This is a genomic window from uncultured Kluyvera sp. (assembly GCF_902485085.1).
Lineage (GTDB): Bacteria > Pseudomonadota > Gammaproteobacteria > Enterobacterales > Enterobacteriaceae > Kluyvera > Kluyvera ascorbata.
The window spans coordinates 1-22,888 of record NZ_CABTJS010000082.1 but is presented as its reverse complement, the minus strand read 5'-3'; the positions used below and the strand labels follow the sequence as shown (position 1 = coordinate 22,888).

Below are 22,888 nucleotides of genomic sequence, written 5' to 3'. Positions count from 1 at the left end.
CAACTCCTTAGAGATTATTTATTGTCTTTACCGACATGCAGAATGGCGAGGAAGGCTTCCTGCGGCAGTTCGACGTTACCGATCTGCTTCATTCGCTTTTTACCCTCTTTCTGTTTTTGCAGCAGCTTTTTCTTACGGCTGATATCGCCACCGTAGCATTTCGCCAGAACGTTTTTACGCAGCTGCTTAACGGTCGAACGCGCGATAATGTGCGTGCCGATGGCCGCCTGAATCGCGATATCAAACTGCTGACGCGGGATCAGATCTTTCATCTTCTCAACCAGTTCACGGCCACGGCTCTGAGAGTTATCGCGGTGCGTGATCAGCGCCAGTGCATCGACGCGCTCGTTGTTGATAAGAACATCAACGCGAACCATGTCAGACGCCTGGAAGCGTTTGAAGTTGTAGTCCAGCGACGCATAGCCACGGGAGGTAGACTTCAGACGGTCGAAGAAGTCGAGCACCACTTCCGCCATTGGGATTTCATAGGTCAGCGCGACCTGGTTACCGTGGTAAACCATGTTGGTCTGCACGCCACGCTTCTCAATACACAGCGTAATCACGTTGCCGAGGTAAGCCTGCGGCAGCAGCATGTGACATTCCGCGATTGGCTCACGCAGTTCATAGATGTTATTCAGCGGCGGCAGCTTGGAAGGGCTATCAACGTAGATAGTTTCTTTGCCCGTGGTTTCCACTTCATACACTACGGTAGGCGCGGTGGTGATCAGATCCAGATCGTATTCACGTTCCAGACGTTCCTGAATGATTTCCATGTGCAGCAGGCCGAGGAAGCCGCAGCGGAAGCCGAAGCCCAGCGCCGTAGAGCTTTCTGGCTCATAGAACAGGGAAGCATCGTTCAGGCTCAGCTTGCCGAGCGCATCACGGAAGTTTTCGTAATCGTCAGAGCTGACCGGGAATAGGCCGGCGTAAACCTGAGGTTTCACCTTTTTAAAGCCCGGCAGCGCTTTATCCGCTGGGTTACGCGATGTCGTTAAGGTATCCCCTACCGGCGCGCCCAGGATGTCTTTGATTGCACAAACCAGCCAGCCTACCTCGCCGCATTTCAGCTCGGTACGGTCAACCTGTTTCGGCGTGAAGATACCCAGACGGTCTGCGTTGTAGACCTGACCGGTACTCATCACCTTAATTTTGTCGCCTTTACGCATAGTGCCGTTTTTAATACGCACCAGCGATACCACGCCCAGGTAGTTATCGAACCAGGAGTCGATAATCAGCGCCTGCAGCGGGCCTTCCGGGTCACCTTCCGGCGGTGGAATATCGCGCACCAGACGTTCCAGCACGTCGGTCACGCCCACGCCGGTTTTCGCCGAGCAGCGTACTGCATCGGTGGCGTCGATGCCGACGATATCTTCAATCTCTTCCGCTACGCGCTCTGGATCGGCGGCTGGCAGGTCGATTTTATTCAGAACCGGCACGACTTCCAGATCCATTTCCATGGCGGTGTAGCAGTTAGCCAGCGTCTGTGCTTCTACGCCCTGCCCGGCGTCAACCACCAGCAATGCGCCTTCACAGGCCGCGAGGGAACGGGAAACTTCATAGGAGAAGTCGACGTGGCCTGGGGTGTCGATAAAGTTCAGCTGATAGGTTTCCCCGTCGGCTGATTTAAAGTCCAGCGTCACGCTCTGCGCTTTGATGGTAATGCCACGTTCGCGTTCCAGATCCATTGAATCCAGAACCTGGGCTTCCATTTCGCGGTCGGAAAGGCCACCACAAATCTGAATAATGCGGTCAGACAGCGTCGATTTACCGTGGTCGATATGTGCAATGATGGAGAAGTTACGTATATTCTTCATATATTAAAATATTTATGCCTTACGAATACTTTGAGGCCGCGGTACGGAGCCTGACGTTGTATACACGTCATCCTTCGAGTTGCCTCGGCGTTGGCTGCACTCACTCACCCCTATCACGTACTGGTGTACGTTCCCGGGGATTCATTCGCTTGCCGCCTTGATGCAACTCGAATGATTTTGTGTATAGTCGTTCGAAAACGCCGCATTCTACACTACAACCGCGTAACCAGGAAATGCTCTTCCCGCAAGCATAGCGCTTCCTGCGAGGAGCGTTCCAAAAATAATAAAGCCAGCGTAATCACTGGCTCATTTCGGTAGACGATGTCGTGCGAATCAGGTCGGGCGGAAGCCCCACGCTGATGATGATGGGCTGCCAGGTTTCCCTCGCGGCAAGCCGCGGCGAGAGGCCTTTGGCAATCAGGAACCCGCCAACGCCGCCGAGCACCGCGCCGCTGAGCGCCGCAATATCGGTGCCGAACAGGACCTGGAACAGTGCAGCGACCACGAACAGCCCCAGCAGCGGAGACATATAAACCAGCATGGCAGAGCCAAGCAGGCTACCTTCGGTAATGCCCAATTCCACTTTTTGCCCTGTCACCAGCGGTTCAGCGCTAGGAACAGAAATAGTGTGGGTGGTCTGCGGCCCCAGCTTATTCAGCACTCGGCTGCCGCAGCCTGCACGTGATGCGCAGCTATTGCAGGAGGCTTTTACATCGCAACTCACCTGCGCAATTCCGTTATCCCAGGCAATAACGGTAGCCCACTCTTTAATCATTGCGCGCCCTTGAATTGAATACCGTCAGCAACGCGTTTCGCCGTCGGAGGCGGAAGCTCGCCAACAATCGTGATATCGGCCTGATTGCGGATGGTCGTTGTGACCGTTCGACGACCAGTACGCAGCATCTGCTCGCTACTGTTGGCCGTCGCGCGGCTGATGTTCACAGAGAAGCTAAACAGACCGTCGGAATAGAGACGGGATTCAACCGGGCTGTCGACGCTCGGCAGCGTGCGACGGCTGCTGGAGACCTCTTTAAAGCCCTGCGGCAGCCAGCTTGTCGTCCAGTTGAAGGTCGCATTGGTCCCTGTTGGCAAGGAGAGCTGCGGTGGCAGGTTGGCTTTCGCCAGCCCCTGCATGCTGGAGCTTACCTGATCGCCCGTTGAGAGAGCCACAACCCGGAACTGTTCCAGAGTCTCGCCATCGCGGTCGAGCAGGTCAACGCGCATCGGCAGCTTGCTTTCGGAGTCCATCCACACGATATAGCTATAGCGTGTGCCGTCTCGCGCCACGACGCGGATCACATCACACATGCGGTCCGCAATACGCGTACGTCCTACGGAGATAAAATCGTAGTAAGGCGCCAGACGTTTGAAATCGGTATAAACCAGAGAGGGTAGCGAGTCGACAATATAGTCGCCGTTCAGCGTGAACGGATCGAGACCCGGCTCAAAGTAGCTGATCTCGTTTCCACGCTGAACCACTTCGCGGCGCGGGCCGTCCATCTGCAGCAATTCCGCCAGCGGTTGTCCATTAAGACGCACGTGACGATAGCGCAGAGATTCAACGCCTGATTTATTAATGCTGACGAACGACAGCTCGTAGTTGAGTGACTGACTGGCCAGATTCATCTCCTGCAACAACGCCCCGGACGATACATCAGCCGAGGCGTTGGCGGTGAAGAACAGGCTACCAGCCACAAGTGACATGGCACACCAAAGTTGCTTCATTACTGCGATTGCGTTCCTAGAGTTTGATATCCTGGCACCTGAACAGCCGCTTGCTGGGTTTGTGCCTGCTCAAACTGAAGCTGTTCTGAATGCAAGCGACGCTGCAATTCATAGTCCTGCAGCATAGCATTAATACGACGGCGCTGTTCCTGAACCTGTTGCGGCCCGGTGCTGCCTGCCGACGCTTCCGAAGGAACCCCCAGACTCACTGGACTGGCTTTACCCATCATCGGCAGCGTGTTGAATACCGGTGATTCAGGTTGGGAGGATTCCGGTTGCCCATTATAGTGCTGAACGCCGACAATAACAGCAAGCGATACGCAAGCTGCCACCCCCATCTGGGTAAGCGAACTGGCCCATGGACGAACCTTGCTCCAGAACGGCATCTTCTGCCATTGATGTGGTGCTGGCTGGGCTTCAGGAATAAGCGGCGCTGTCGGAAGACGAACGGGCTCATTTTCGATGGCGGCCATAACGCGAGAGGAAATATCGAAGTGAAGCACGTCACCGGTGTCGCCGCGAAGCGAGTCGCGGATCAGGTGATAGCTTGCCCAGGTTTCCTGTAACTCTGGCGAGCGCGTCAACTCTGTCAGCAGCTCGTTATCCAGCGTTTCACCATCCATTAAGGCGGAAAGTTTTTCTTTCTGCATGCCTAATACCTTTTCCAGTATCCCGCTTCCATCAACGCCTGATAAGCGGTTGAACTTTATTATCAATAGCTTCTCGCGCACGGAAGATACGTGAACGAACCGTACCGACCGGACAATCCATGATAGCCGCTATCTCTTCATAGCTTAGGCCATCGAGCTCCCGCAAGGTAATTGCCATGCGTAAATCTTCCGGAAGCGCATCAATGGTACGAAAAACTATCTGTCTCAGTTCTTCTGACAACATTAAGTTCTCAGGGTTCGAAATTTCTTTCAAAGCGCCACCGCTTTCAAAGTTTTCGGCGTCGTTCGCGTCAACATCACTAGACGGCGGACGACGACCCTGAGCAACCAGGTAATTTTTAGCTGTATTCACCGCAATACGGTACAGCCACGTATAGAAAGCACTATCTCCCCGGAAAGAATCCAGCGCGCGATAGGCCTTAATAAAAGACTCTTGTACCACATCCGGCACATCGCCAGAGGGTACATAGCGGGAGACCAGGCTCGCAACCTTATGCTGATAGCGCACTACCAGAAGGTTAAAAGCTTTCTGATCTCCTTTCTGGACCCGTTCAACCAGGACCTGGTCCGTTAACTGCTCGCTCATCCGAGGTAATGTCTCCCCAAACCTTATTCCCATGCGTAATCAGAATGCCACTCCAGCACTACATTATGAGCAAGCAGTGACTTAGAGTGTTCGAGTTTCGTAAAGTTCCGTTACGCTTTGTTTTTTCTTTAGCCGCAAACCGTTCATTGTCTATCATTATAAGTCTGCTGATGCTTACCAATACGTAAGTTGCGAAATAAAAACGCAAATCCCGTGAAGAGTAACGTAACGCGGCTTTTATTTCACCATAAATACGTCTCAAACCTCATAGCGTTCTTCTTATTTCTTCGCCTCTCTTCTCGCCTGTTTTGTCACCAGATGTTTAGCAATTACAACCATAGTTCAAAAAAACCCTGCACACCTCGCTTTTATAGTGCTACTCTGCGATCACCGTGTTTAGTAAATTAAACAAAGATAATGAACTCACTTCCAGAACTTTCTTGTGATGTACTGATTATCGGCAGCGGGGCTGCGGGTTTATCGCTGGCGCTGCGTCTTGCAGAGCACAGTTCGGTTATCGTGCTGAGCAAAGGGCCGATTAGCGAAGGCTCAACCTTCTATGCGCAAGGCGGTATCGCCGCCGTTTTCGATGAAACGGACAGCATTGAATCGCACATTGATGACACGCTGATTGCCGGCGCCGGAATTTGCGACCGTCAGGCCGTATCGTTTGTCGCCAGCAACGCTAAACACTGCGTGCAGTGGCTTATCGATCAGGGCGTGCTGTTTGATACTCAGGTGCAGGCAAACGGAGAAGAGAGTTATCATCTGACGCGCGAAGGAGGACACAGCCATCGACGCATTCTGCACGCCGCCGATGCTACCGGGCGCGAAGTCGAGAATACCCTGGTGAGTAAGGCCATTAACCACCCCAATATCCGTATTCTCGAGCGCAGCAACGCCGTTGATTTAATTATCTCAGATAAGGTCGGCCTGCCAGGGACCCGTCGCGTGGTAGGTGCGTGGATTTGGGATCGCAATAAAGAGAAGGTTGAAACCTGTGCGGCAAAATCAGTCGTACTGGCCACCGGCGGGGCATCCAAGGTTTATCAGTACACCACCAACCCGGATATCTCTTCTGGAGACGGTATCGCCATGGCCTGGCGCGCAGGCTGTCGCGTGGCGAACCTCGAGTTCAATCAGTTCCACCCGACGGCGCTGTATCATCCACAGGCGCGTAACTTCCTGCTGACCGAAGCGCTGCGCGGCGAAGGCGCGCATCTGAAGCGCCCTGATGGCAGTCGCTTTATGCCAGACTTTGACGAGCGCGCTGAGCTGGCACCTCGCGATATCGTCGCGCGCGCTATCGACCATGAAATGAAGCGCCTTGGCGTCGACTGCATGTACCTCGACATCAGTCATAAGCCAGAAGATTTTGTGCGCCAGCACTTCCCGATGATTTATGACAAATTACTGGGCCTTGGCATCGACCTGACCAAAGAACCGGTACCGATCGTGCCTGCTGCGCACTACACCTGCGGCGGCGTGATGGTTGACGACTATGGCCGCACCGATGTTGACGGCCTTTATGCCATCGGCGAAGTGAGCTATACCGGCCTGCACGGGGCCAACCGCATGGCGTCGAATTCACTGCTGGAGTGCCTGGTCTACGGTTGGTCGGCGGCGGAAGATATTCACAAGCGCATGCCGTACGCGCGTCAGGCGGAAAAACTGCCCGCGTGGGATGAAAGTCGCGTGGAAAACTCCGATGAGCTGGTCGTCATCCAGCATAACTGGCACGAGCTGCGCCTCTTTATGTGGGACTATGTCGGCATTGTGCGCACCACCAAACGTCTGGAGCGCGCGCTGCGTCGTATCACCATGCTGCAACAGGAGCTGGACGAGTACTATTCACGTTTCCGCGTATCGAACAACCTGCTGGAGCTGCGTAATCTGGTTCAGGTTGCCGAGCTTATCGTACGCTGCGCGATGATGCGCAAAGAGAGTCGCGGCCTGCACTACACGCTGGATTATCCGGATCTGTTAGCGGAGTCGGGGCCATCCGTCCTTTCGCCGCTGGTTCACATAAATAAATAGAACGCCTGGGTCAGCGCAGTGTAGCCTTCCGAGTACTGCTGCTCTGGCCCACGGATCACAAGCCTGTCGCTAAAGCACTCTCCCCCTTTTGGAGAAAACGCCAGCAGTACGCGATGTGGCAGGCGCATTTCAGTTTCCGCCACGTCGGTACGCAGGCGCAAATGCCAGCCCATGGATAACGCCTGTTGAGTAAACATCTGGCCGATGTTTTCCGGCAGCACCACGCAGAAGAAACCATCTTCAGTAATCGCATTCGCCGCGCAGGCCAGCAGCGTTTCGTGGTCGAGTGAGGTGGTATAACGCGCCTGCTCGCGCTGCGGCGTGGCGCACTCCACGCCCTGCTCATAGTAAGGCGGGTTGCTGACAATCAGGTTATAGCGCGTCGTCAATCCAGCCACCCACTGCTGAATATCCGCTGTGTGAACCTGAATACGTTCAGCCCACGGCGATTCGGCCGCGTTTTCCCGCGCCTGTTCAGCCGCATCTTCATCGAGCTCAACGGCATCGATAACCACATTTTCATCGGTACGCTGCGCCAGCATTAACGCCAACAGGCCGCTTCCCGTACCAATATCAAGGATCCGATTAACCCGAGCGATAGGCGACCACGCACCCAGTAAAATACCGTCCGTACCCACCTTCATCGCACAACGATCGTGGGCAACAAAAAACTGCTTAAAAGTAAATCCGTTGCGGCGCAGCGCGGATTTAGAATCAGAGATCATGGTCAACCTTGCCAGGGGAACTGCATGTGCTTTTATAGCTATGCACAATACCCGAGAACAGATAGCCATACAAACAGATGAAGATTAGAGCCGTAACGTCTATAATCAGCGCCTCACACAGAGGTAATCATGACTGTAACGACTTTTTCCGAACTTGAACTTGACGAAAGCCTTCTGGAAGCCCTCCGGAGCAAAGGCTTTACACGCCCGACTGCCATTCAGGCTGCCGCCATTCCGCCTGCGCTCGATGGACGTGATGTTCTCGGTTCTGCACCAACCGGCACCGGTAAAACAGCGGCGTATTTGCTGCCTGCGTTGCAGCACCTGCTCGACTTCCCGCGCAAAAAATCTGGCCCGCCGCGCATCCTGATCCTCACGCCTACGCGTGAACTGGCGATGCAGGTCGCCGATCATGCTCGCGAGCTGGCAAAAAACACGCATCTGGATATCGCTACCATCACCGGCGGCGTCGCGTATATGAACCACGCCGAAGTGTTCAGCGAAAACCAGGATATTGTGGTGGCGACCACCGGTCGTCTGCTGCAGTATATTAAAGAAGAAAACTTCGACTGCCGCGCCGTTGAGACGCTGATCCTCGACGAAGCAGACCGTATGCTGGACATGGGCTTCGCCCAGGACATCGAGCATATTGCCGGTGAAACCCGCTGGCGTAAGCAGACGCTGCTGTTCTCCGCCACGCTGGAAGGCGAAGCGATTAAAGACTTTGCCGAACGTCTGCTGGAAGATCCGGTCGAAGTATCTGCAACACCGTCGACCCGCGAGCGTAAGAAAATTCATCAGTGGTACTATCGCGCTGATAACTTCGAACACAAGGTTGAGCTGCTGAAACACCTGCTGAAGCAGGAAGATGCCACCCGTACCATCGTGTTTGTGCGTAAGCGTGAGCGCGTGCACGAGCTGGCGGAAATCCTGCGCCAGGCCGGTATCAACAACTGCTATCTCGAAGGCGAAATGCCGCAGATCAAGCGTAACGAGGGCATCAAGCGTCTGACCGACGGTCGCGTTAACGTGCTGGTCGCAACCGACGTTGCCGCGCGCGGGATTGATATCCCCGACGTCAGCCACGTGATTAACTTCGATATGCCGCGCGGCGCAGATACCTATCTGCACCGTATCGGTCGAACCGGCCGTGCCGGGCGTAAAGGGACGGCGATTTCCCTGGTGGAAACGCATGATCACCTGCTGCTGCTGAAAATCGGCCGCTATATCGAAGAACCGCTGAAGTCTCGCGTGATTGAAGAACTGCGTCCGACGACGCGTGCACCGAGCGACAAAATGACGGGTAAACCGTCGAAAAAAGTCCTCGCTAAACGCGCTGAGAAGAAAAAAGAGAAGGACAAAGAAAAACCGCGCGTCAAGGTACGCCATCGCGATGCCAAGAACGTTGGCAAACGCCGCAAGCCAAGCGGCAGCGCTGCGCCAGAGCAGACTAGCGAAGAGTAAAACAAACGCCGGGATAACCTCCCGGCGTTTTCATATTGCAAGGTAACAGAAGCTGGCCATGAAGAAAAAAGAGTTTGTGACCCAGGATCTCCTCAGCAAAATTTACCAGCAGCACAGCGAAGGGCCACGTAAGCTCCCGCCAGAGAGACAGCTGGCCGAGGAGTACGGCGTGTCGCGCTTTACCATTCGTCAGGCGCTGGAGAAACTCGCCAGTATCGGGGTGGTTCGCATTGTGCAAGGTTCCGGTATCTGGATTAACGAGCAGACGCGCAACAACCCGCTGGTCTATAACTCAATAACCGAAAAGCGCTTCGATCAGATGCGCTATCGTATGATAAGCCTGCACAAAAAGCGGCCCGAACGGGAAGACAGGCAAATTTTCGGCCTCACCGATGATGATTTTATCTGGCAGTTCTGCCGGTTACGCTTTGTCGATGACGTCGCAACCCAAATTGAAATCTCCCGCATGCCCGCCGCGATGTTCAGCGATCTCAATCAGGTCGTGATTGAACGCTCGTTGCAGCAATACGTGCTGAGCAAAGGGTTGCAGATTTCCCACCTGCTGACCAGCTACCGGGCGGTCAGCGTAAGCCGCGAGCAGTCAATGCTGCTGGGCTGCAAAAAGGGCAGCCCAGCGATGCACATCAATAACCGCGGGATCCTCGACGGCGGGCGTGTGTATGAGATAAGCGACATTATCGATATCAACTACAGCTGCACCTACGTGATCCCACATAACCGCGATAACCTCACCTTCCGCCAGCAGCCTCAGGGCTGATTTACGGCGTGTGAATAGTGCCGTCTGGTAGACGGCTCTGGGTCCATTCGTGCGGGCGGTATGCTACCGGATGCTGCAACGCCAGCGCTTCATCAAAACCTACGCCAATGCCGGGCACCGTCGGCGGGTAGATAAAGCCATTTTTCACCTCAGGCGCACCGGGGAATACCGCATCCGTCATGGCAGAGCGTGGGATAAACTCCTGGATAGCGGCATTGTGCAGATGGATATTCAGGTGCGTATTCACCGCCACGCCGATAGGCGTCATATCCCCAGGACCGTGCCATGCCAGGCGCACGCCAAAGGCCTGGCACAGTACCGCCAGCTTCAGCGCAGGCGTAATGCCGCCAATCTGCGAAATATGGCAACGGATAAAATCAATCTGCCGGTTGACGATAAGGTCATGCCACTCAGCAGGGTTATTGAATAACTCTCCCATCGCTAACGGCACGCTGCTCTGCTGGCGAATCTGCGCCAGCCACGGGCTCTGCTGCGGCGATAAAATATCTTCAATAAACCACGGCTGATAGGGTTCAAGCTGCTTTGCCAGCTGTAGCGCCTGCTGCGGAAAGAGGCGTTCGTGGACATCATGTAAAATGTGGAAACGATGCCCGTAACGCGCGCGAAGCAGCCGGAACATCTCAACCGTATTGCGCACGTACTCGTCCTGATCGAACCATGCTCCCGGCGTCGGGTTCTCCGGCGTATGCATTTCTCGCGGCGTACCGCCGTAAAAACCAAGCTGGCAGCGAATATGGCGATAGCCCTGCTCCAGAAGTTTATCGACAGAGATAAACAGCTCATCTGGCGTTTCGCCGCTGGCATGGGTATAGGCCGCAATCGCATCGCGGGATTTTCCCCCCAACAGCTGATACAGCGGCATACCAGCAAGCTGCGCTTTGATATCCCACAGCGCCATATCCACACCTGAAATGGCGTTATTCATCGCCGGGCCGTTACGCCAGTAAGCATTAACGTTCATCATCTGCCAGAGGTCTTCGATATTGTTGGCGTCTCGCCCCACCAGCAACGGTTGAAGATATTCATCCACCAGCGTTTTCACCGCCAGCGGGCGCTGTTGGAACGTTGCGCAGCCCAACCCCACCACTCCATTATCCGCTGTCACCCGCACCGTCACCAGATTGTGGCGGTCTGGGCGGGTGATAAAGCACTCAATCGCAGTAATCAACGTCGGTTTCACAGAAAGCTCCCTGTGCAAAATAAATATCAATTTCTTATTATCTTCACCCTATTTTCAGGGTTCGGTAAACCTTTTTATCGAATAAATATTTTGGTCTGGAAATAGAGATATTTATATTTAAAAAACGTACCAATTTACTAATTACCTACCACTCAATGCCAAATACAGAAAAGAATGTGATTTTCATCATCATTTATTGGTTTGTTTTTACTGATTAGCTTATTTACCATTTCTACAGACAAAGATAACAACATACATATCGCAGGAGCCGCTATGGGGACGCAAGAGGCTATCAGCCGAATTATTGGTCTGGTGGGTGGTCGGGAAAATATCAATAAAGTCTGGCACTGTATGACGCGGTTACGCTTTGATTTAATTGATGATAATAAAGTCGCGCAGGAAGAAATTAAAAACCTGCCTGGCGTTCTGGGCGCACAGCTACAAAGCGATCAGTTTCAAATAATTATCGGGCCCAGGGTCAATAGCTGGTACGAACAACTGCAGGAGACCTTAGGCACCGGCGGCCAGAACGTATCTCACAGCACGCCTAAAGCGCGTAAAAGCCTGGTATCGCTGTTTATGGATACGGTCTCTGGCGTATTTGGTCCAATCGTTCCCGCAATTGCGGGCGCCGGGATGATTAAAGGGCTGCTGGCCGGGCTTATCGCACTGAAGCTGGTGTCGCCGAAAAGTGATACCGTGATGATAATCGACCTGATCGCGAGCGGTGTTTTCTACTTCCTACCGTTTTTCCTGGCCGTTTCGGCAGCGAAGATCTTCAAGACCAATGAGTATCTGGCGGCGGCGGTTGCGGCATGCCTGATGTATCCGACGCTAATTGACGCCGCAAAAGCGCTGGCGGCCCATCAGGCGGATGCTGCCTCTGCGCTCTGGTTATTTAACGCCATTCCGGTCTCGGTCTTTAACTACGCCTCAAGCGTTATCCCGGTCATTTTCTCGATTCTGGCGCTGAAATACATTCATCAAGCGGTCGACAAAATCATGCCGGAGGTATTGAAAACGGTCTTTACCCCAACGCTGACGCTGTTCCTTGCCGCGCTGGCAGCGCTGGTCATCATTGGTCCGATTGGTATCTGGCTGGGTAAAATGCTGGCGTGGTTTATCGAAGGGCTGTTTGGCGTATCGGCAAGCTTCGCCGGGCTGGTTGTCGGCGCGATTCGTCCGGTGGCGATTCTGACCGGAATGCATCACGCCATGACGCCGATTGCCCTGCAAAACTTTAGCGACCGTGGCTACGACATGCTGATGCCGATGATGTTTATGGCTAACATGGCCATCGCAGGCTCCACCTTTGCCATCTGGCGAGTGAGCAAAGAGAACCGGACGGTGACGCTTTCCGCCGCGATTTCCGCGCTGTTGGGCATTACCGAGCCCGCGCTGTTCGGCGTACTTACGCGTTACAAAAAAGCGTTTATCGCGGCGACCATCGCCAGTTCTCTGGCATCGGCGTTTATCGCCTTCTTTGGCGTGCGGCTGTATGGCTATATTTTATCAAGTATTTTTAGCCTGCCCGCCTATATCGGCCCCTACTTTGTCTTTGCGCTTTCCGGCGTGGCCATCGCGCTAATCCTCTCCTTTACGCTCACTACCCTTCTGGTTGGACGCGAAGAAGCAAAATAAAAAAATCCCCCCGCAGGCACCCTGCGGAGGGATTCGTCTACTGATGCCGGGCTAGCCCGGCACGCCATTTTCCCACCCCTGAGAAATTACAGGCTCTCAGTAAAGGTACGAGCAATAACGTCGCGCTGCTGCTCTGGAGTCAGTGAGTTAAAGCGCACTGCATAACCAGAAACACGGATGGTCAGCTGTGGGTATTTTTCTGGATGCTCAACCGCGTCCATCAGAGTTTCACGACGCAGCACGTTTACGTTCAGGTGCTGACCGCCTTCTACGCGAACTTCTGGTTTCGCTTCAACCGGGATTTCACGGTATTCAATGTCGCCCAGCGCGCTAACGGCTACAACGTCATCTTCTGCGTAACCGCCTTTTGCACACAGGCAGCGTGCTTCGCCTTTCTCGCTGTCGAGCAGCCAGAATGAGTTCAGCAGGTCTTTGTTTGCAGCTTTTGTGATCTGGATACCTGTAATCATTTGATGCCTCCCTAAGGCTCTTTATATTCGTTTTTAACCGGCCTGACCGCGGCCAATTGGTAAAACCATTGTTGCTTGAGTGTATATATACCCCTCGAACACCCTTGATTCTTTGATTTAAATCAATAAAAACCACACCATAAAAGAGGTCATATCTGAAAATACTTGTTTTGCATCAAGTTACGCCCTGCGATACACACAAAAATCTTTGTAAAGATTCAACTTTTTTTGTGCCACCAGCGATAACTGCTGCCTTCTGATTTTGTGATGTCGAAAGAAGCAGTTAAGCTATACCGATAGCAATTCGCAGGAGAGCGAGATGACCACCCCATTAACCTGGCACGACGTGCTGGCCGCTGAGAAAGAGCAGCCTTATTTTGTGAACACCCTAGCCACCGTCGCCAGCGAGCGTCAGTCCGGCCAGACTATCTATCCGCCGCAGAAAGATGTCTTTAACGCTTTTCGCTTTACCGAGTTAAACGATGTGAAGGTCGTGATCCTCGGGCAGGACCCGTATCACGGTCCCAATCAGGCGCACGGTCTGGCCTTCTCCGTGCAGCCGGGTATCGCGACGCCGCCCTCCCTCTTGAATATGTATAAAGAGCTTGAAGGAACCATCCCCGGTTTTACGCGCCCAAACCACGGCTATCTTGAGAGCTGGGCGCGCCAGGGCGTGCTGCTGCTTAACACCGTGCTGACCGTTCGTGCAGGACAGGCGCACTCGCACGCAAGCCTTGGCTGGGAAACTTTTACCGATAAAGTGATCGCGCTGATTAACGAACATCGCGAAGGCGTCGTGTTCTTATTATGGGGATCGCACGCGCAGAAAAAAGGCGCGATTATTGATACTCAGCGCCACTGCGTGCTGAAAGCACCTCACCCATCGCCGCTCTCTGCGCACCGCGGGTTCTTTGGCAGTAACCATTTTGTGAAGGCGAATGAGTGGCTAGAGCAGCGTGGCGAAGCGCCGATTGACTGGATGCCGGTGCTGCCGGAATAGTTCGGGAAATATTGCAGATATAAAAAAAACCGGTCGAGTCGCCTCTTCCGGTTTTTTTTCAACAGCGCGTTTGATTACGCTTTATGCTGACGCCACCATTCGGCTAACAGGACGCCCGTCGCCACAGAGACGTTCAGGCCTTCAACGGCACGAGTTCCGTCGATAGAAACGCTCATGTCAGCAATAGCGGCCGCCGCTTCGGAAACGCCATCGCGATCCTGACCCAGCGCCAGAACCATCTTCTTAGGCAGCTCGGATTTGAACAGCGGCAGGCCACGGCCGTTGCCGCTGGTCGTTACGATGGTGTAGCCCGCATCGCGGAACTGCTCCAGCGCATCGATGAAACCGTCACCGGTAATAGGTTCAACGTGTTCAGCGCCACCTTCTGCGGTACGGATAGCCGCACCGGATTCCAGCAGAGCCGCATCCTGCAGTACCACGCCTTTCACACCGAAGTGTGCGCAGCTGCGGATCATCGCGCCGAGGTTGTGCGGGTTACCCGCATCTTCCAGCGCCAGTACACAGTCATCTTCGCCGCTTTTTGCGACCCACTGCTGTACGGAAGTCCCGTTACGTTTTTTGATCAGGAAGCACACGCCGCCGTGGTGTTCAGTGCCGGACGCTTTCGCCAGCTCTTCTTCATCAACCACGTGATAGGCTTTACGGTTTGCCGCCATCCAGCGCAGCGCTTCTTTAAAGCGCGGAGTTACGCTCTGTACGAACCATGCGCGAACGATAGCGTCCGGACGGCTCTGGAACAGTGCCTGACAGGCGTTTTCGCCGTATACGCGGGTCTCTTCCGCGCGCTGACGACGCAGAACTTCTGGATCGATAAAGCTTTTACCGCTGATCCCGCCGTGATCGGCTTTCGCCGGCGCATCATCACCCGGAGCACGGGAAACCGTACGCCATGGGGAGCCTTCACCACGATCGCGATCGCGTTCTACATCGCGGTCACGGCCACGTTCACGGCCGCGTTCGCTGTTAGGACCCTTTCTCTCATCACGGGCAGGGCGACGACCGCCTTCGGCACGGGAAGCACCAGCACGGGATGTGCCAGGACGGCCTCCGCCTTTACCAGTACGAGGATTTTGGGTGCGTTTGTCCGAGTCATCGTCACTGCGGACGTACATCACTTTGACCTTGCCGTTTTTGTTCTTCAGTTCGTCGCTCATGTTTTTCTCCACCTGCGCTGCGCGAAGCGCGCAGATTACCTGATGTGCTAGCGCTTAGCTATGACTTCGTACAAAAGACCACGACTATTGTACCCATTGGATAAAACACATTGTCGATTAATACGCTCTGAACGATAATGCGTAACATTATAGAAACATTCGGCAACATTGCCGTTCTGCAACACGATGACCCAGAGGTGAGTTATGAATACCGTTTGTGCCCACTGCCAGGCGCTTAATCGCATTCCAGAAGCGCGTATTAACGAAGCGGCAAAATGTGGACGCTGTGGTGAAGACCTGTTTGATGGCGAAGTCATTAATGCCACGGACAGCACGCTGGATAAACTGCTGAAGGACGATCTCCCCGTTGTTGTTGATTTCTGGGCGCCATGGTGTGGCCCTTGCCGTAACTTCGCGCCCATCTTCGAGGATGTGGCCGAAGAACAAAGCGGCAAAATTCGCTTTGTGAAAGTGAACACCGAAGCGGAACGCGAGCTCAGCGCCCGTTTCCGTATTCGTAGCATCCCGACCATCATGATTTTCAAAAATGGTGAAGTCGTCGATATGCTTAACGGCGCGGTACCAAAAGCGCCGTTTGAAAGCTGGCTGAACGAAGCGCTGCAAGCATAATCCCACCGGGGCACATCTTGTGCCCCGTATCCGCCTCTGCGACAATAGTCTCTTTGCCGTACGATTCCCATGATTGATAACGCCGTTCTTCGGTTGCGCGCTGAGCGTTTAGCCCGTGCGACTCGACCTTTCCTTGCCCGTGGTAATCGGGTTCGCCGCTGCCAGCGTTGTCTGCTGGTACAACGCTATTGTCTGTGCGACACCATCGCCCCGCATCCGGCAAAGAGCCGCTTTTGCCTGGTGATGTTCGATACCGAACCAATGAAGCCCAGCAACACGGGTCGCCTGATTGCCGATATTTTGCCGCAAACAGATGCGTTCCAATGGTCACGTACCGAGCCGCCTCAGGCGCTGCTCGAGCTGGTTAAAAACCCGGACTATCAGCCAATGGTGGTTTTCCCGTCGTCTTATGCCGACCCGGGCCGTCAGGTACTCAGCGCGCCCCCCGCTGGAAAGCCGCCGCTGTTTATTATGTTAGACGGAACCTGGCCAGAAGCGCGGAAAATGTTCCGCAAAAGCCCGTGGCTGGACAATATCCCGCTTATCTCCGTCGACCTGTCGCGCGTATCCGCCTACAGCCTGCGGGAGGTGCATGCCGAAGGTCAGTACTGCACTGCGGAAGTGGCCATTGCGCTGCTGGATTTAGCCAATGATACCGGCGCGGCTTCAGCACTTAGCCAGCACTTCACCCGCTTTCGTGATAACTACCTTGCAGGAAAAGCTCATCATCAGGGCAACATCACAACAGCCGAAGCGGAAAACGGTTAAACTCATAGGATTACTGTCGCGTAAGGAAGACGGCTATGAGTCAACGTGGGCTGGAAGCACTTCTGAGGCCAAAATCTATTGCGGTGATTGGCGCCTCGATGAAACCACAGCGGGCCGGTTTTTTAATGATGCAGAACCTGCTGGCCGGTGGCTTTGCTGGCCCCGTTCTGCCCGTTACTCCGGCCTGGAAAGCGGTGCTCGGCGTTCTCGCCTGGCCGACTATTGCCAGCCTGCCCTTCTCTCCGGATCTTGCGGTACTTTGTACCCACGCGCGTCGTAACCTAGAACTGCTGGAGGCTCTGGGGGAAAAAGGCTGTAAAACCTGCATTATTCTCTCCTCGACGCCCGACCAGTTCAGTGAACTTAAAGCATGTGCTGCCCGCTACCAGATGCGCCTCCTTGGGCCAAACAGCCTGGGTTTGCTCGCGCCTTGGCAGGGTCTGAATGCCAGCTTTTCACCGGTGCCCATTCGCAAAGGGAAACTGGCCTTTATTTCTCAATCCGCCGCCGTTTCCAATACCATTCTCGACTGGGCCCAACAGCGCGAAATGGGGTTTTCCTACTTTATCGCGCTTGGCGACAGCCTGGACATTGATGTCGACGACCTGCTCGATTATCTGGCGCGGGACAGCAAAACCAGCGCCATCTTGCTCTATCTGGAGCAGCTCAGCGATGCGCGACGTTTTGTCTCTGCCGCGCGCAGCGCCTCACGCAATAAGCCGATTCTGGTGATCAAAAGCGGACGCAGCCCAGCGGCACAACGCCTGCTGCACGTGAACTCAGGTATGGACCCGGCATGGGATGCCGCGATTCAACGCGCGGGTCTGCTGCGCGTACAGGACACTCACGAACTTTTCTCTGCCGTTGAAACCCTTAGCCACATGCGCCCCTTGCGCGGCGAGCGGTTGATGATTATCAGCAACGGCGCGGCCCCAGCGGCACTGGCGCTGGATGAACACTGGGCGCGCAACGGTAAACTCGCCACACTCAGCGACGAGACGTGCCAGCAGCTACAGCAGCTATTGCCGGAAACCGTCGAAGCCAATAACCCGCTGGATTTGCGTGACGATGCCAGCATTGAACACTATTTAGCGGCGGTGAAAGTGCTGCTCGATAGCCCGGACCTGGATGCCCTGATGGTGATCCACTCCCCAAGCGCCACGGCGCCGGGAAGTGAAAGCGCGACAGCGTTGATTGACCTCATCAAGAAGCACCCGCGCGGGAACTATATTAGCGTGTTGACCAACTGGTGCGGCGAATACTCATCGCGGGAAGCGCGCCGCATGTTCAGCGATGCGGGCATTCCAACCTACCGCACGCCGGAAGGGACGATTACCGCCTTTATGCATATGGTGGAATACCGGCGTAACCAGAAGCAGCTGCGGGAAACACCGGCGCTGCCGCATAGCCTGACGGCAAATACCTCGCAGGCCCACGAGCTATTACAGCAGGCGATAGACAACGGCATCAGCGCGCTGGACACCCACGAAGTTCGTCCGATTCTGGAAGCCTACGGGCTGAATACGCTGCCGACCTGGATTGCCTCAGACAGCGCAGAGGCCGTTCATATCGCCGAGCAAATTGGGTATCCCGTGGCATTGAAGCTACGCTCGCCGGATATCCCGCATAAATCGGAAGTTCAGGGCGTGATGCTCTATCTTCGCACCGCTACCGAAGTGCAGCAAGCCGCCGACGCAATCCTCGACCGTGTCAAAATGACCTGGCCACAGGCGCGCATTCACGGCCTGCTGGTACAAAGTATGGCTAACCGTGCCGGCGCACAGGAATTACGCGTGGTGGTTGAGCACGACCCGGTTTTCGGCCCACTGATTATGCTGGGCGAGGGGGGTGTAGAGTGGCGTGCGGAAGATCAGGCCGCCGTTGCGCTACCGCCGCTCAATATGACGCTGGCGCGCTATCTGGTTATTCAGGCAATTAAGAGCAAAAAAATCCGCGGCCGCAGCGCACTCCGTCCGTTAGATATCCCGGGCTTAAGCCAGCTTTTAGTCCAGGTTTCTAACCTGATTGTCGATTGCCCGGAAATCCAACGCCTGGATATTCATCCGCTGTTAGTTTCCGGCAGTGAATTTACCGCGCTGGACGTCACGCTGGATATCGCTCCATTTAGCGGTTCAAGCGAAAGCCGCCTTGCTATTCGCCCGTATCCTCAACATCTTGAGGAGTGGGTGATCATGAAAAACGGTGAGCGCTGTTTGTTCCGCCCTATCCTCCCGGAAGATGAACCGCTGTTGCAGCAGTTCATCGCTCGAGTCACAAAAGAAGATCTTTACTATCGCTACTTCAGCGAGATTAACGAGTTTACCCACGACGATTTAGCCAATATGACGCAGATCGACTACGATCGAGAAATGGCCTTTGTTGCCGTTCATGGTTCCGGCGATGAGACAGAGATCCTCGGCGTAACACGAGCGATTTCCGATCCTGATAATATCGATGCGGAATTCGCCGTACTGGTACGTTCTGATCTGAAAGGCCTTGGGCTCGGCGGGCGGCTACTCGATAAACTGATTAACTATACCCGCGCTCACGGTTTACTGCGCCTGAATGGCATTACCATGCCCAATAACCGCGGGATGATAGCGCTCGCGAGAAAGCTCGGCTTTGACGTTGATATTCAGCTGGAAGATGGGATTGTGGGTCTTTCCTTAAGGCTGAGTAATGACTAAGTTGCTGGAAATGCTGCCCTTACCCGACAGAGATGATATCATTGACCGCTTACGTCGTCTGCCAGGTACAGAGGACCCTTCACTAAACCAGAGAAGAAACGCACTGTGATGTTGTCAAAATTTAAGCGTAATAAACATCAACAACACCTTGCCCAACTACCCAAGCTTTCACAGTCTGTTGATGATATTGAGTTTTTCTATGCTCCAGCAGATTTCCGTGAAGCTCTGCTCGCAAAAATCGCCAGCGCCACGCGCCGAATCTGCATCGTCGCGTTGTACCTCGAACAGGACGACGCCGGAAAGACGATTCTGCAAGCCTTGTACAACGCCAAACGTCAACGCCCGGAACTTGAAGTCCGTGTGCTGGTTGACTGGCATCGTGCACAGCGTGGGCGTATTGGTGCAGCGGCATCTAACACTAATGCCGACTGGTATTGCCGTACCGCGAAAGAAAACCCGGGCGTAGAGGTTCCCGTTTACGGCGTGCCTATCAACACCCGTGAAGCGCTCGGCGTACTGCACTTTAAGGGCTTCATTATTGATGACTGCGTGCTGTACAGCGGCGCGAGTATCAACGATGTCTATCTGCACCAGCACGATAAATATCGCTATGACCGCTATCAGTGCATTCGTAATCCGAAAATGGCCGACATCATGTTTAATTGGGTGTCGGAAAATCTGGTTGAAGGTCGCGGCGTTAACCGTCTCGATAATACCGAGCGTCCGAAAAGCCCAGAAATCAAAAACGATATCCGCCTGTACCGCCAGGAGTTACGTGATACCAGTTACCATTTTGAAGGCGATGCCAGCGATGATGAACTCACCGTCACGCCATTAGTTGGTCTGGGTAAAACCAGCGTTCTGAACAAGACGATTTTCCACCTGATGCCGTGCACTGAGGAAAAACTCACCATCTGCACGCCGTATTTCAACCTGCCTGCGCTGCTGGTGCGGAATATTATTCGCCTGCTGCGGGATGGAAAAAAGGTCGAGATTATCGTCGGTGATAAAACGGCAAATGACTTCTACATCCCGGAAAGCGAGCCGTTTAAAATTATCGGCGCGCTGCCTTATCTGTATGAAATTAACCTGCGTCGCTTCTTGAGTCGTCTGCAGTATTACATTAATACCGATCAGTTAACCGTGCGTCTGTGGAAAGACGAGGATAATACCTACCACCTGAAGGGGATGTGGGTTGACAACGAGTGGATCCTGCTCACCGGCAATAACCTCAATCCACGCGCCTGGCGTCTGGATCTGGAAAATGCCGTGCTGATCCACGATCCGAAAAAGCAGCTGGCCTCAATGCGCCAGAAAGAGCTGGATCTGATCCGCAAACACACCACAGTGGTGAATGATTTCCGCGATCTGCAAAGTATCGCCGAATATCCGGTTAAGGTACGCAAGCTTATCCGCCGTCTGCGACGTATTCGTATCGACAGACTCATCAGCCGTATCCTTTAAATTGCAGCCTCGTTTCGACGGGGCTTTTTTTCAGGGAGCCTCCAATGATCCGCGTGTTTGTTCTTTTCTGTACGCTCGTATTAAGCGGTTGTAGCCACATGGCAAATGATAGCTGGACCGGCCAGGATAAAGCACAACACTTTATTGCATCAGCTATGCTCTCTGCCGCTGGTAATGAGTATGCGCAGCACCAGGGTATCAGCCGTGACCGCAGCGCCGCCATTGGCTTTATGTTTTCGGTGAGTCTGGGGGCATCGAAAGAGCTCTGGGACAGCCGCCCGGCTGGGAGCGGCTGGAGCTGGAAAGACTTTGCGTGGGATGTCGCCGGTGCCACAACCGGCTATGCGGTGTGGCAGCTGGCGCAGCATTAACGCTACAGGCGTAACCCCTTCCCTTTGCGGTGCAGCTTCAGCGATACGAGGAAGGCCAACGCCGCCATCACGGTAACATACCAGAAGAAGGCGGTCTCAATACCCTGCGACTTCAGCGACAGCGCCACGTATTCAGCTGAACCACCAAACAACGCGTTCGCGACCGCATAAGAGAGTCCGACACCCAGTGCGCGCACCTGTGCCGGGAACATCTCGGCTTTCAGGATCCCGCTAATCGAGGTGTAGAAGCTAGTAATCAGCAATGCACACATGACCAGGCCAAACGCGGCATACGGTGAGGTGACGTTCTGCAATGCGGAGAGAATCGGCACGGTGAACAGCGTTGCAAGAGCGCCGAAACAAAGCATAGAGGTACGACGACCGACTTTGTCTGATAACAGGCCAAAGAATGGCTGTACCAGCATGTAGACAAACAATGCTGCCGTCATAATGACGCTGGCGAGGTTAGCGCTCATACCCGCAGTGTTCACCAGATATTTCTGCATATAAGTCGTGAAGGTATAGAAGCTTAGCGAGCCAGCAGCAGTAAAACCAAGCACCATCACAAACGCTTTACGATTACGCCATAGCCCCTTGAAGGAGCCCGCTTCTTTCAGCGTACGTGTTTCTTTCTGCGATGTTTCATCGAGCTGACGGCGCAGCCACAATGCCACAATAGCCAGTACTGCCCCCAGAGCAAATGGAATACGCCATCCCCAGGCGTGAAGACTGTCGCTGTCCATTACGTTTTGCAGGATAACAACGACCAGTACCGCTAACAGCTGACCACCGATTAAGGTGACATACTGGAATGACGCATAGAACCCTTTACGTCCTTCCACCGCCACTTCACTCATATAGGTTGCACTGGTGCCATATTCCCCACCAACAGAGAGTCCCTGGAATAAACGAGCCAGCAGCAGCAGTGCTGGAGCCCAGGTACCAATCACGCTGTAACCGGGTAGGCAGGCAATGACCAGCGAACCAAAGCACATCATGCAGACGGAAATAAGCATCGAGACTTTACGCCCACGACGGTCGGCAATACGGCCAAATAGCCATCCTCCAATAGGGCGCATCAGAAAACCAGCAGCAAAGACGCCCGCGGTTTGTAGAAGCTGGGTGGTCGTATTTCCGGATGGAAAGAAGATATGAGCAAAATACAGAGAACAGAACGAGTAGACATAAAAGTCAAACCATTCAACGAGATTCCCCGATGATGCCCCAACAATTGCCATGACTCGACGGCGAGTATCGCTGCCGGTAAGCGTCCCTTCTGGGGTCACACTGGTTACAGCCATTCGTTAACTCCTGCCAAAAGCGATCTCCTGCCTTAACCGGGCGTACACGTCACGCAGGCAGGTATTTTAGTAAATGAAATGTTATATAATTGTTATATTTAAATTAGTGATTCGCATCACATTTTTCATTAGCAAGATCACGGTTTAGGAGTAACTGCAGGTACAAGGGGCAAACGAAGTGGGTTGAAAACGTTAAAGGTAGGGCATTTGTAGGCCGGATAAGGTGTTTTCGCCGCCATCCGGCAGCGCGCTTTCCTTTCCCGCAGACGCAAAAAAGCCCATCCGTCAGGATGGGCTTCTTCACTTAATTGATGCCTGGCAGTTCCCTACTCTCGCATGGGGAGACCCCACACTACCATCGGCGCTACGGCGTTTCACTT

The 22,888-nt window shown here is 54.0% G+C and carries 20 protein-coding genes; 10 read left to right on the top strand and 10 right to left on the bottom strand.

Features of this window, described 5'->3' with window-relative positions; genetic code table 11:
• Positions 1-14: 14 nt before the first annotated feature.
• The 5 genes from lepA to rpoE all read right to left on the bottom strand — a co-directional run bounded on the left by lepA (position 15) and on the right by rpoE (position 4,796).
• On the bottom strand, positions 15-1,814 hold the full coding sequence (gene lepA, locus RDN66_RS09485) for a translation elongation factor 4 (RefSeq protein ID WP_035891292.1): 1,800 nt from the start codon (positions 1,812-1,814) through the stop codon (positions 15-17).
• A 298-nt stretch (positions 1,815-2,112) separates the two neighbouring features.
• Entirely contained in the window at positions 2,113-2,589 is a 477-nt protein-coding gene (gene rseC / locus RDN66_RS09480; protein WP_202217424.1) for a SoxR-reducing system protein RseC, read from the bottom strand.
• Complete coding sequence (gene rseB / locus RDN66_RS09475; RefSeq protein WP_115073787.1) at positions 2,586-3,539, bottom strand: sigma-E factor regulatory protein RseB; 954 nt, start codon at positions 3,537-3,539, stop codon at positions 2,586-2,588. The genes rseC and rseB overlap by 4 nt, the downstream gene beginning before the upstream one ends.
• Entirely contained in the window at positions 3,539-4,189 is a 651-nt protein-coding gene (rseA, locus tag RDN66_RS09470) for an anti-sigma-E factor RseA (RefSeq protein WP_035893823.1), read from the bottom strand. Before rseA ends, rseB begins: the two co-directional genes overlap by 1 nt.
• Positions 4,190-4,220: 31 nt before the next feature.
• Complete coding sequence (rpoE, locus tag RDN66_RS09465; RefSeq protein WP_035893821.1) at positions 4,221-4,796, bottom strand: RNA polymerase sigma factor RpoE; 576 nt, start codon at positions 4,794-4,796, stop codon at positions 4,221-4,223.
• A 417-nt stretch (positions 4,797-5,213) separates the two neighbouring features.
• Between rpoE and nadB the strand changes: the two genes are divergently transcribed.
• Entirely contained in the window at positions 5,214-6,833 is a 1,620-nt protein-coding gene (gene nadB / locus RDN66_RS09460; protein ID WP_115073785.1) for an L-aspartate oxidase, read from the top strand.
• Here nadB and trmN read toward each other — a convergent pair.
• Positions 6,818-7,555, bottom strand: a complete 738-nt coding sequence (gene trmN, locus RDN66_RS09455; RefSeq protein WP_123650365.1) for a tRNA(1)(Val) (adenine(37)-N(6))-methyltransferase TrmN — start codon at positions 7,553-7,555, stop codon at positions 6,818-6,820. The genes nadB and trmN overlap by 16 nt on opposite strands.
• A gap of 132 nt (positions 7,556-7,687) precedes the next feature.
• Here trmN and srmB point away from each other — a divergent pair, with 132 nt between their 5' ends.
• Both srmB and RDN66_RS09445 read left to right on the top strand, forming a co-directional pair.
• Positions 7,688-9,022, top strand: a complete 1,335-nt coding sequence (gene srmB / locus RDN66_RS09450) for an ATP-dependent RNA helicase SrmB (protein ID WP_202217423.1) — start codon at positions 7,688-7,690, stop codon at positions 9,020-9,022.
• Positions 9,023-9,080: 58 nt separating this feature from the next.
• A complete protein-coding gene (locus tag RDN66_RS09445; RefSeq protein WP_202217422.1) occupies positions 9,081-9,800 on the top strand; it encodes a GntR family transcriptional regulator in 720 nt (239 codons plus the stop codon).
• Between the two features lies 1 nt (position 9,801).
• On the opposite strand, the gene RDN66_RS09440 is transcribed toward RDN66_RS09445, so the two are convergent.
• A complete protein-coding gene (locus RDN66_RS09440; RefSeq protein ID WP_202217421.1) occupies positions 9,802-11,001 on the bottom strand; it encodes an enolase C-terminal domain-like protein in 1,200 nt (399 codons plus the stop codon).
• A 273-nt stretch (positions 11,002-11,274) separates the two neighbouring features.
• Here RDN66_RS09440 and RDN66_RS09435 point away from each other — a divergent pair, with 273 nt between their 5' ends.
• On the top strand, positions 11,275-12,642 hold the full coding sequence (locus RDN66_RS09435) for a PTS transporter subunit EIIC (protein WP_123650355.1): 1,368 nt from the start codon (positions 11,275-11,277) through the stop codon (positions 12,640-12,642).
• Positions 12,643-12,728: 86 nt separating this feature from the next.
• On the opposite strand, the gene grcA is transcribed toward RDN66_RS09435, so the two are convergent.
• Positions 12,729-13,112, bottom strand: a complete 384-nt coding sequence (grcA, locus tag RDN66_RS09430; protein ID WP_035893810.1) for an autonomous glycyl radical cofactor GrcA — start codon at positions 13,110-13,112, stop codon at positions 12,729-12,731.
• A gap of 319 nt (positions 13,113-13,431) precedes the next feature.
• Between grcA and ung the strand changes: the two genes are divergently transcribed.
• On the top strand, positions 13,432-14,112 hold the full coding sequence (gene ung / locus RDN66_RS09425; protein ID WP_035893808.1) for a uracil-DNA glycosylase: 681 nt from the start codon (positions 13,432-13,434) through the stop codon (positions 14,110-14,112).
• 74 nt (positions 14,113-14,186) lie between these two features.
• Here ung and RDN66_RS09420 read toward each other — a convergent pair whose 3' ends face one another.
• Positions 14,187-15,287 (bottom strand): tRNA/rRNA methyltransferase, encoded by a 1,101-nt coding sequence (locus RDN66_RS09420; RefSeq protein WP_123650356.1) that lies wholly within the window; start codon positions 15,285-15,287, stop codon positions 14,187-14,189.
• A 204-nt stretch (positions 15,288-15,491) separates the two neighbouring features.
• On the opposite strand from RDN66_RS09420, the gene trxC reads away from it, so the two are divergent.
• From trxC to RDN66_RS09395, 5 genes are all read left to right on the top strand, one after another.
• The gene (gene trxC / locus RDN66_RS09415; RefSeq protein ID WP_123650357.1) at positions 15,492-15,917 is read left to right on the top strand and encodes a thioredoxin TrxC; all 426 of its coding nucleotides are present in this window, start codon (positions 15,492-15,494) and stop codon (positions 15,915-15,917) included.
• A gap of 69 nt (positions 15,918-15,986) precedes the next feature.
• A complete protein-coding gene (locus RDN66_RS09410) occupies positions 15,987-16,685 on the top strand; it encodes a tRNA-uridine aminocarboxypropyltransferase (RefSeq protein WP_035893804.1) in 699 nt (232 codons plus the stop codon).
• Between the two features lie 35 nt (positions 16,686-16,720).
• Positions 16,721-19,372, top strand: coding sequence for a protein lysine acetyltransferase (gene pat, locus RDN66_RS09405; protein WP_202217420.1), 2,652 nt, complete (start codon positions 16,721-16,723; stop codon positions 19,370-19,372).
• Positions 19,373-19,480: 108 nt separating this feature from the next.
• Positions 19,481-20,836: a CDP-diacylglycerol--serine O-phosphatidyltransferase gene (pssA, locus tag RDN66_RS09400; protein WP_035893798.1), complete on the top strand. Its 1,356-nt coding sequence runs from the start codon at positions 19,481-19,483 to the stop codon at positions 20,834-20,836.
• Positions 20,837-20,880: 44 nt separating this feature from the next.
• Entirely contained in the window at positions 20,881-21,207 is a 327-nt protein-coding gene (locus tag RDN66_RS09395) for a YfiM family lipoprotein (RefSeq protein WP_369709355.1), read from the top strand.
• Positions 21,208-21,209: 2 nt separating this feature from the next.
• On the opposite strand, the gene RDN66_RS09390 is transcribed toward RDN66_RS09395, so the two are convergent.
• Positions 21,210-22,508: an MFS family transporter gene (locus RDN66_RS09390; protein ID WP_202217419.1), complete on the bottom strand. Its 1,299-nt coding sequence runs from the start codon at positions 22,506-22,508 to the stop codon at positions 21,210-21,212.
• Positions 22,509-22,888: the final 380 nt, after the last annotated feature.

Coding starts and splice junctions, on each gene's coding strand:
- trxC (WP_123650357.1), top strand. CDS start 15,492: ATGAATACCGTTTGTGCCCACTGCCAGGCGCTTAATCGCATTCCAGAA.
- rseC (WP_202217424.1), bottom strand. CDS start 2,589: ATGATTAAAGAGTGGGCTACCGTTATTGCCTGGGATAACGGAATTGCG.
- lepA (WP_035891292.1), bottom strand. CDS start 1,814: ATGAAGAATATACGTAACTTCTCCATCATTGCACATATCGACCACGGT.
- RDN66_RS09420 (WP_123650356.1), bottom strand. CDS start 15,287: ATGAGCGACGAACTGAAGAACAAAAACGGCAAGGTCAAAGTGATGTAC.
- pat (WP_202217420.1), top strand. CDS start 16,721: ATGAGTCAACGTGGGCTGGAAGCACTTCTGAGGCCAAAATCTATTGCG.
- RDN66_RS09410 (WP_035893804.1), top strand. CDS start 15,987: ATGATTGATAACGCCGTTCTTCGGTTGCGCGCTGAGCGTTTAGCCCGT.
- nadB (WP_115073785.1), top strand. CDS start 5,214: ATGAACTCACTTCCAGAACTTTCTTGTGATGTACTGATTATCGGCAGC.
- pssA (WP_035893798.1), top strand. CDS start 19,481: ATGTTGTCAAAATTTAAGCGTAATAAACATCAACAACACCTTGCCCAA.
- RDN66_RS09445 (WP_202217422.1), top strand. CDS start 9,081: ATGAAGAAAAAAGAGTTTGTGACCCAGGATCTCCTCAGCAAAATTTAC.
- rseA (WP_035893823.1), bottom strand. CDS start 4,189: ATGCAGAAAGAAAAACTTTCCGCCTTAATGGATGGTGAAACGCTGGAT.
- grcA (WP_035893810.1), bottom strand. CDS start 13,112: ATGATTACAGGTATCCAGATCACAAAAGCTGCAAACAAAGACCTGCTG.
- RDN66_RS09395 (WP_369709355.1), top strand. CDS start 20,881: ATGATCCGCGTGTTTGTTCTTTTCTGTACGCTCGTATTAAGCGGTTGT.
- RDN66_RS09435 (WP_123650355.1), top strand. CDS start 11,275: ATGGGGACGCAAGAGGCTATCAGCCGAATTATTGGTCTGGTGGGTGGT.
- rseB (WP_115073787.1), bottom strand. CDS start 3,539: ATGAAGCAACTTTGGTGTGCCATGTCACTTGTGGCTGGTAGCCTGTTC.
- RDN66_RS09390 (WP_202217419.1), bottom strand. CDS start 22,508: ATGGCTGTAACCAGTGTGACCCCAGAAGGGACGCTTACCGGCAGCGAT.
- srmB (WP_202217423.1), top strand. CDS start 7,688: ATGACTGTAACGACTTTTTCCGAACTTGAACTTGACGAAAGCCTTCTG.
- ung (WP_035893808.1), top strand. CDS start 13,432: ATGACCACCCCATTAACCTGGCACGACGTGCTGGCCGCTGAGAAAGAG.
- rpoE (WP_035893821.1), bottom strand. CDS start 4,796: ATGAGCGAGCAGTTAACGGACCAGGTCCTGGTTGAACGGGTCCAGAAA.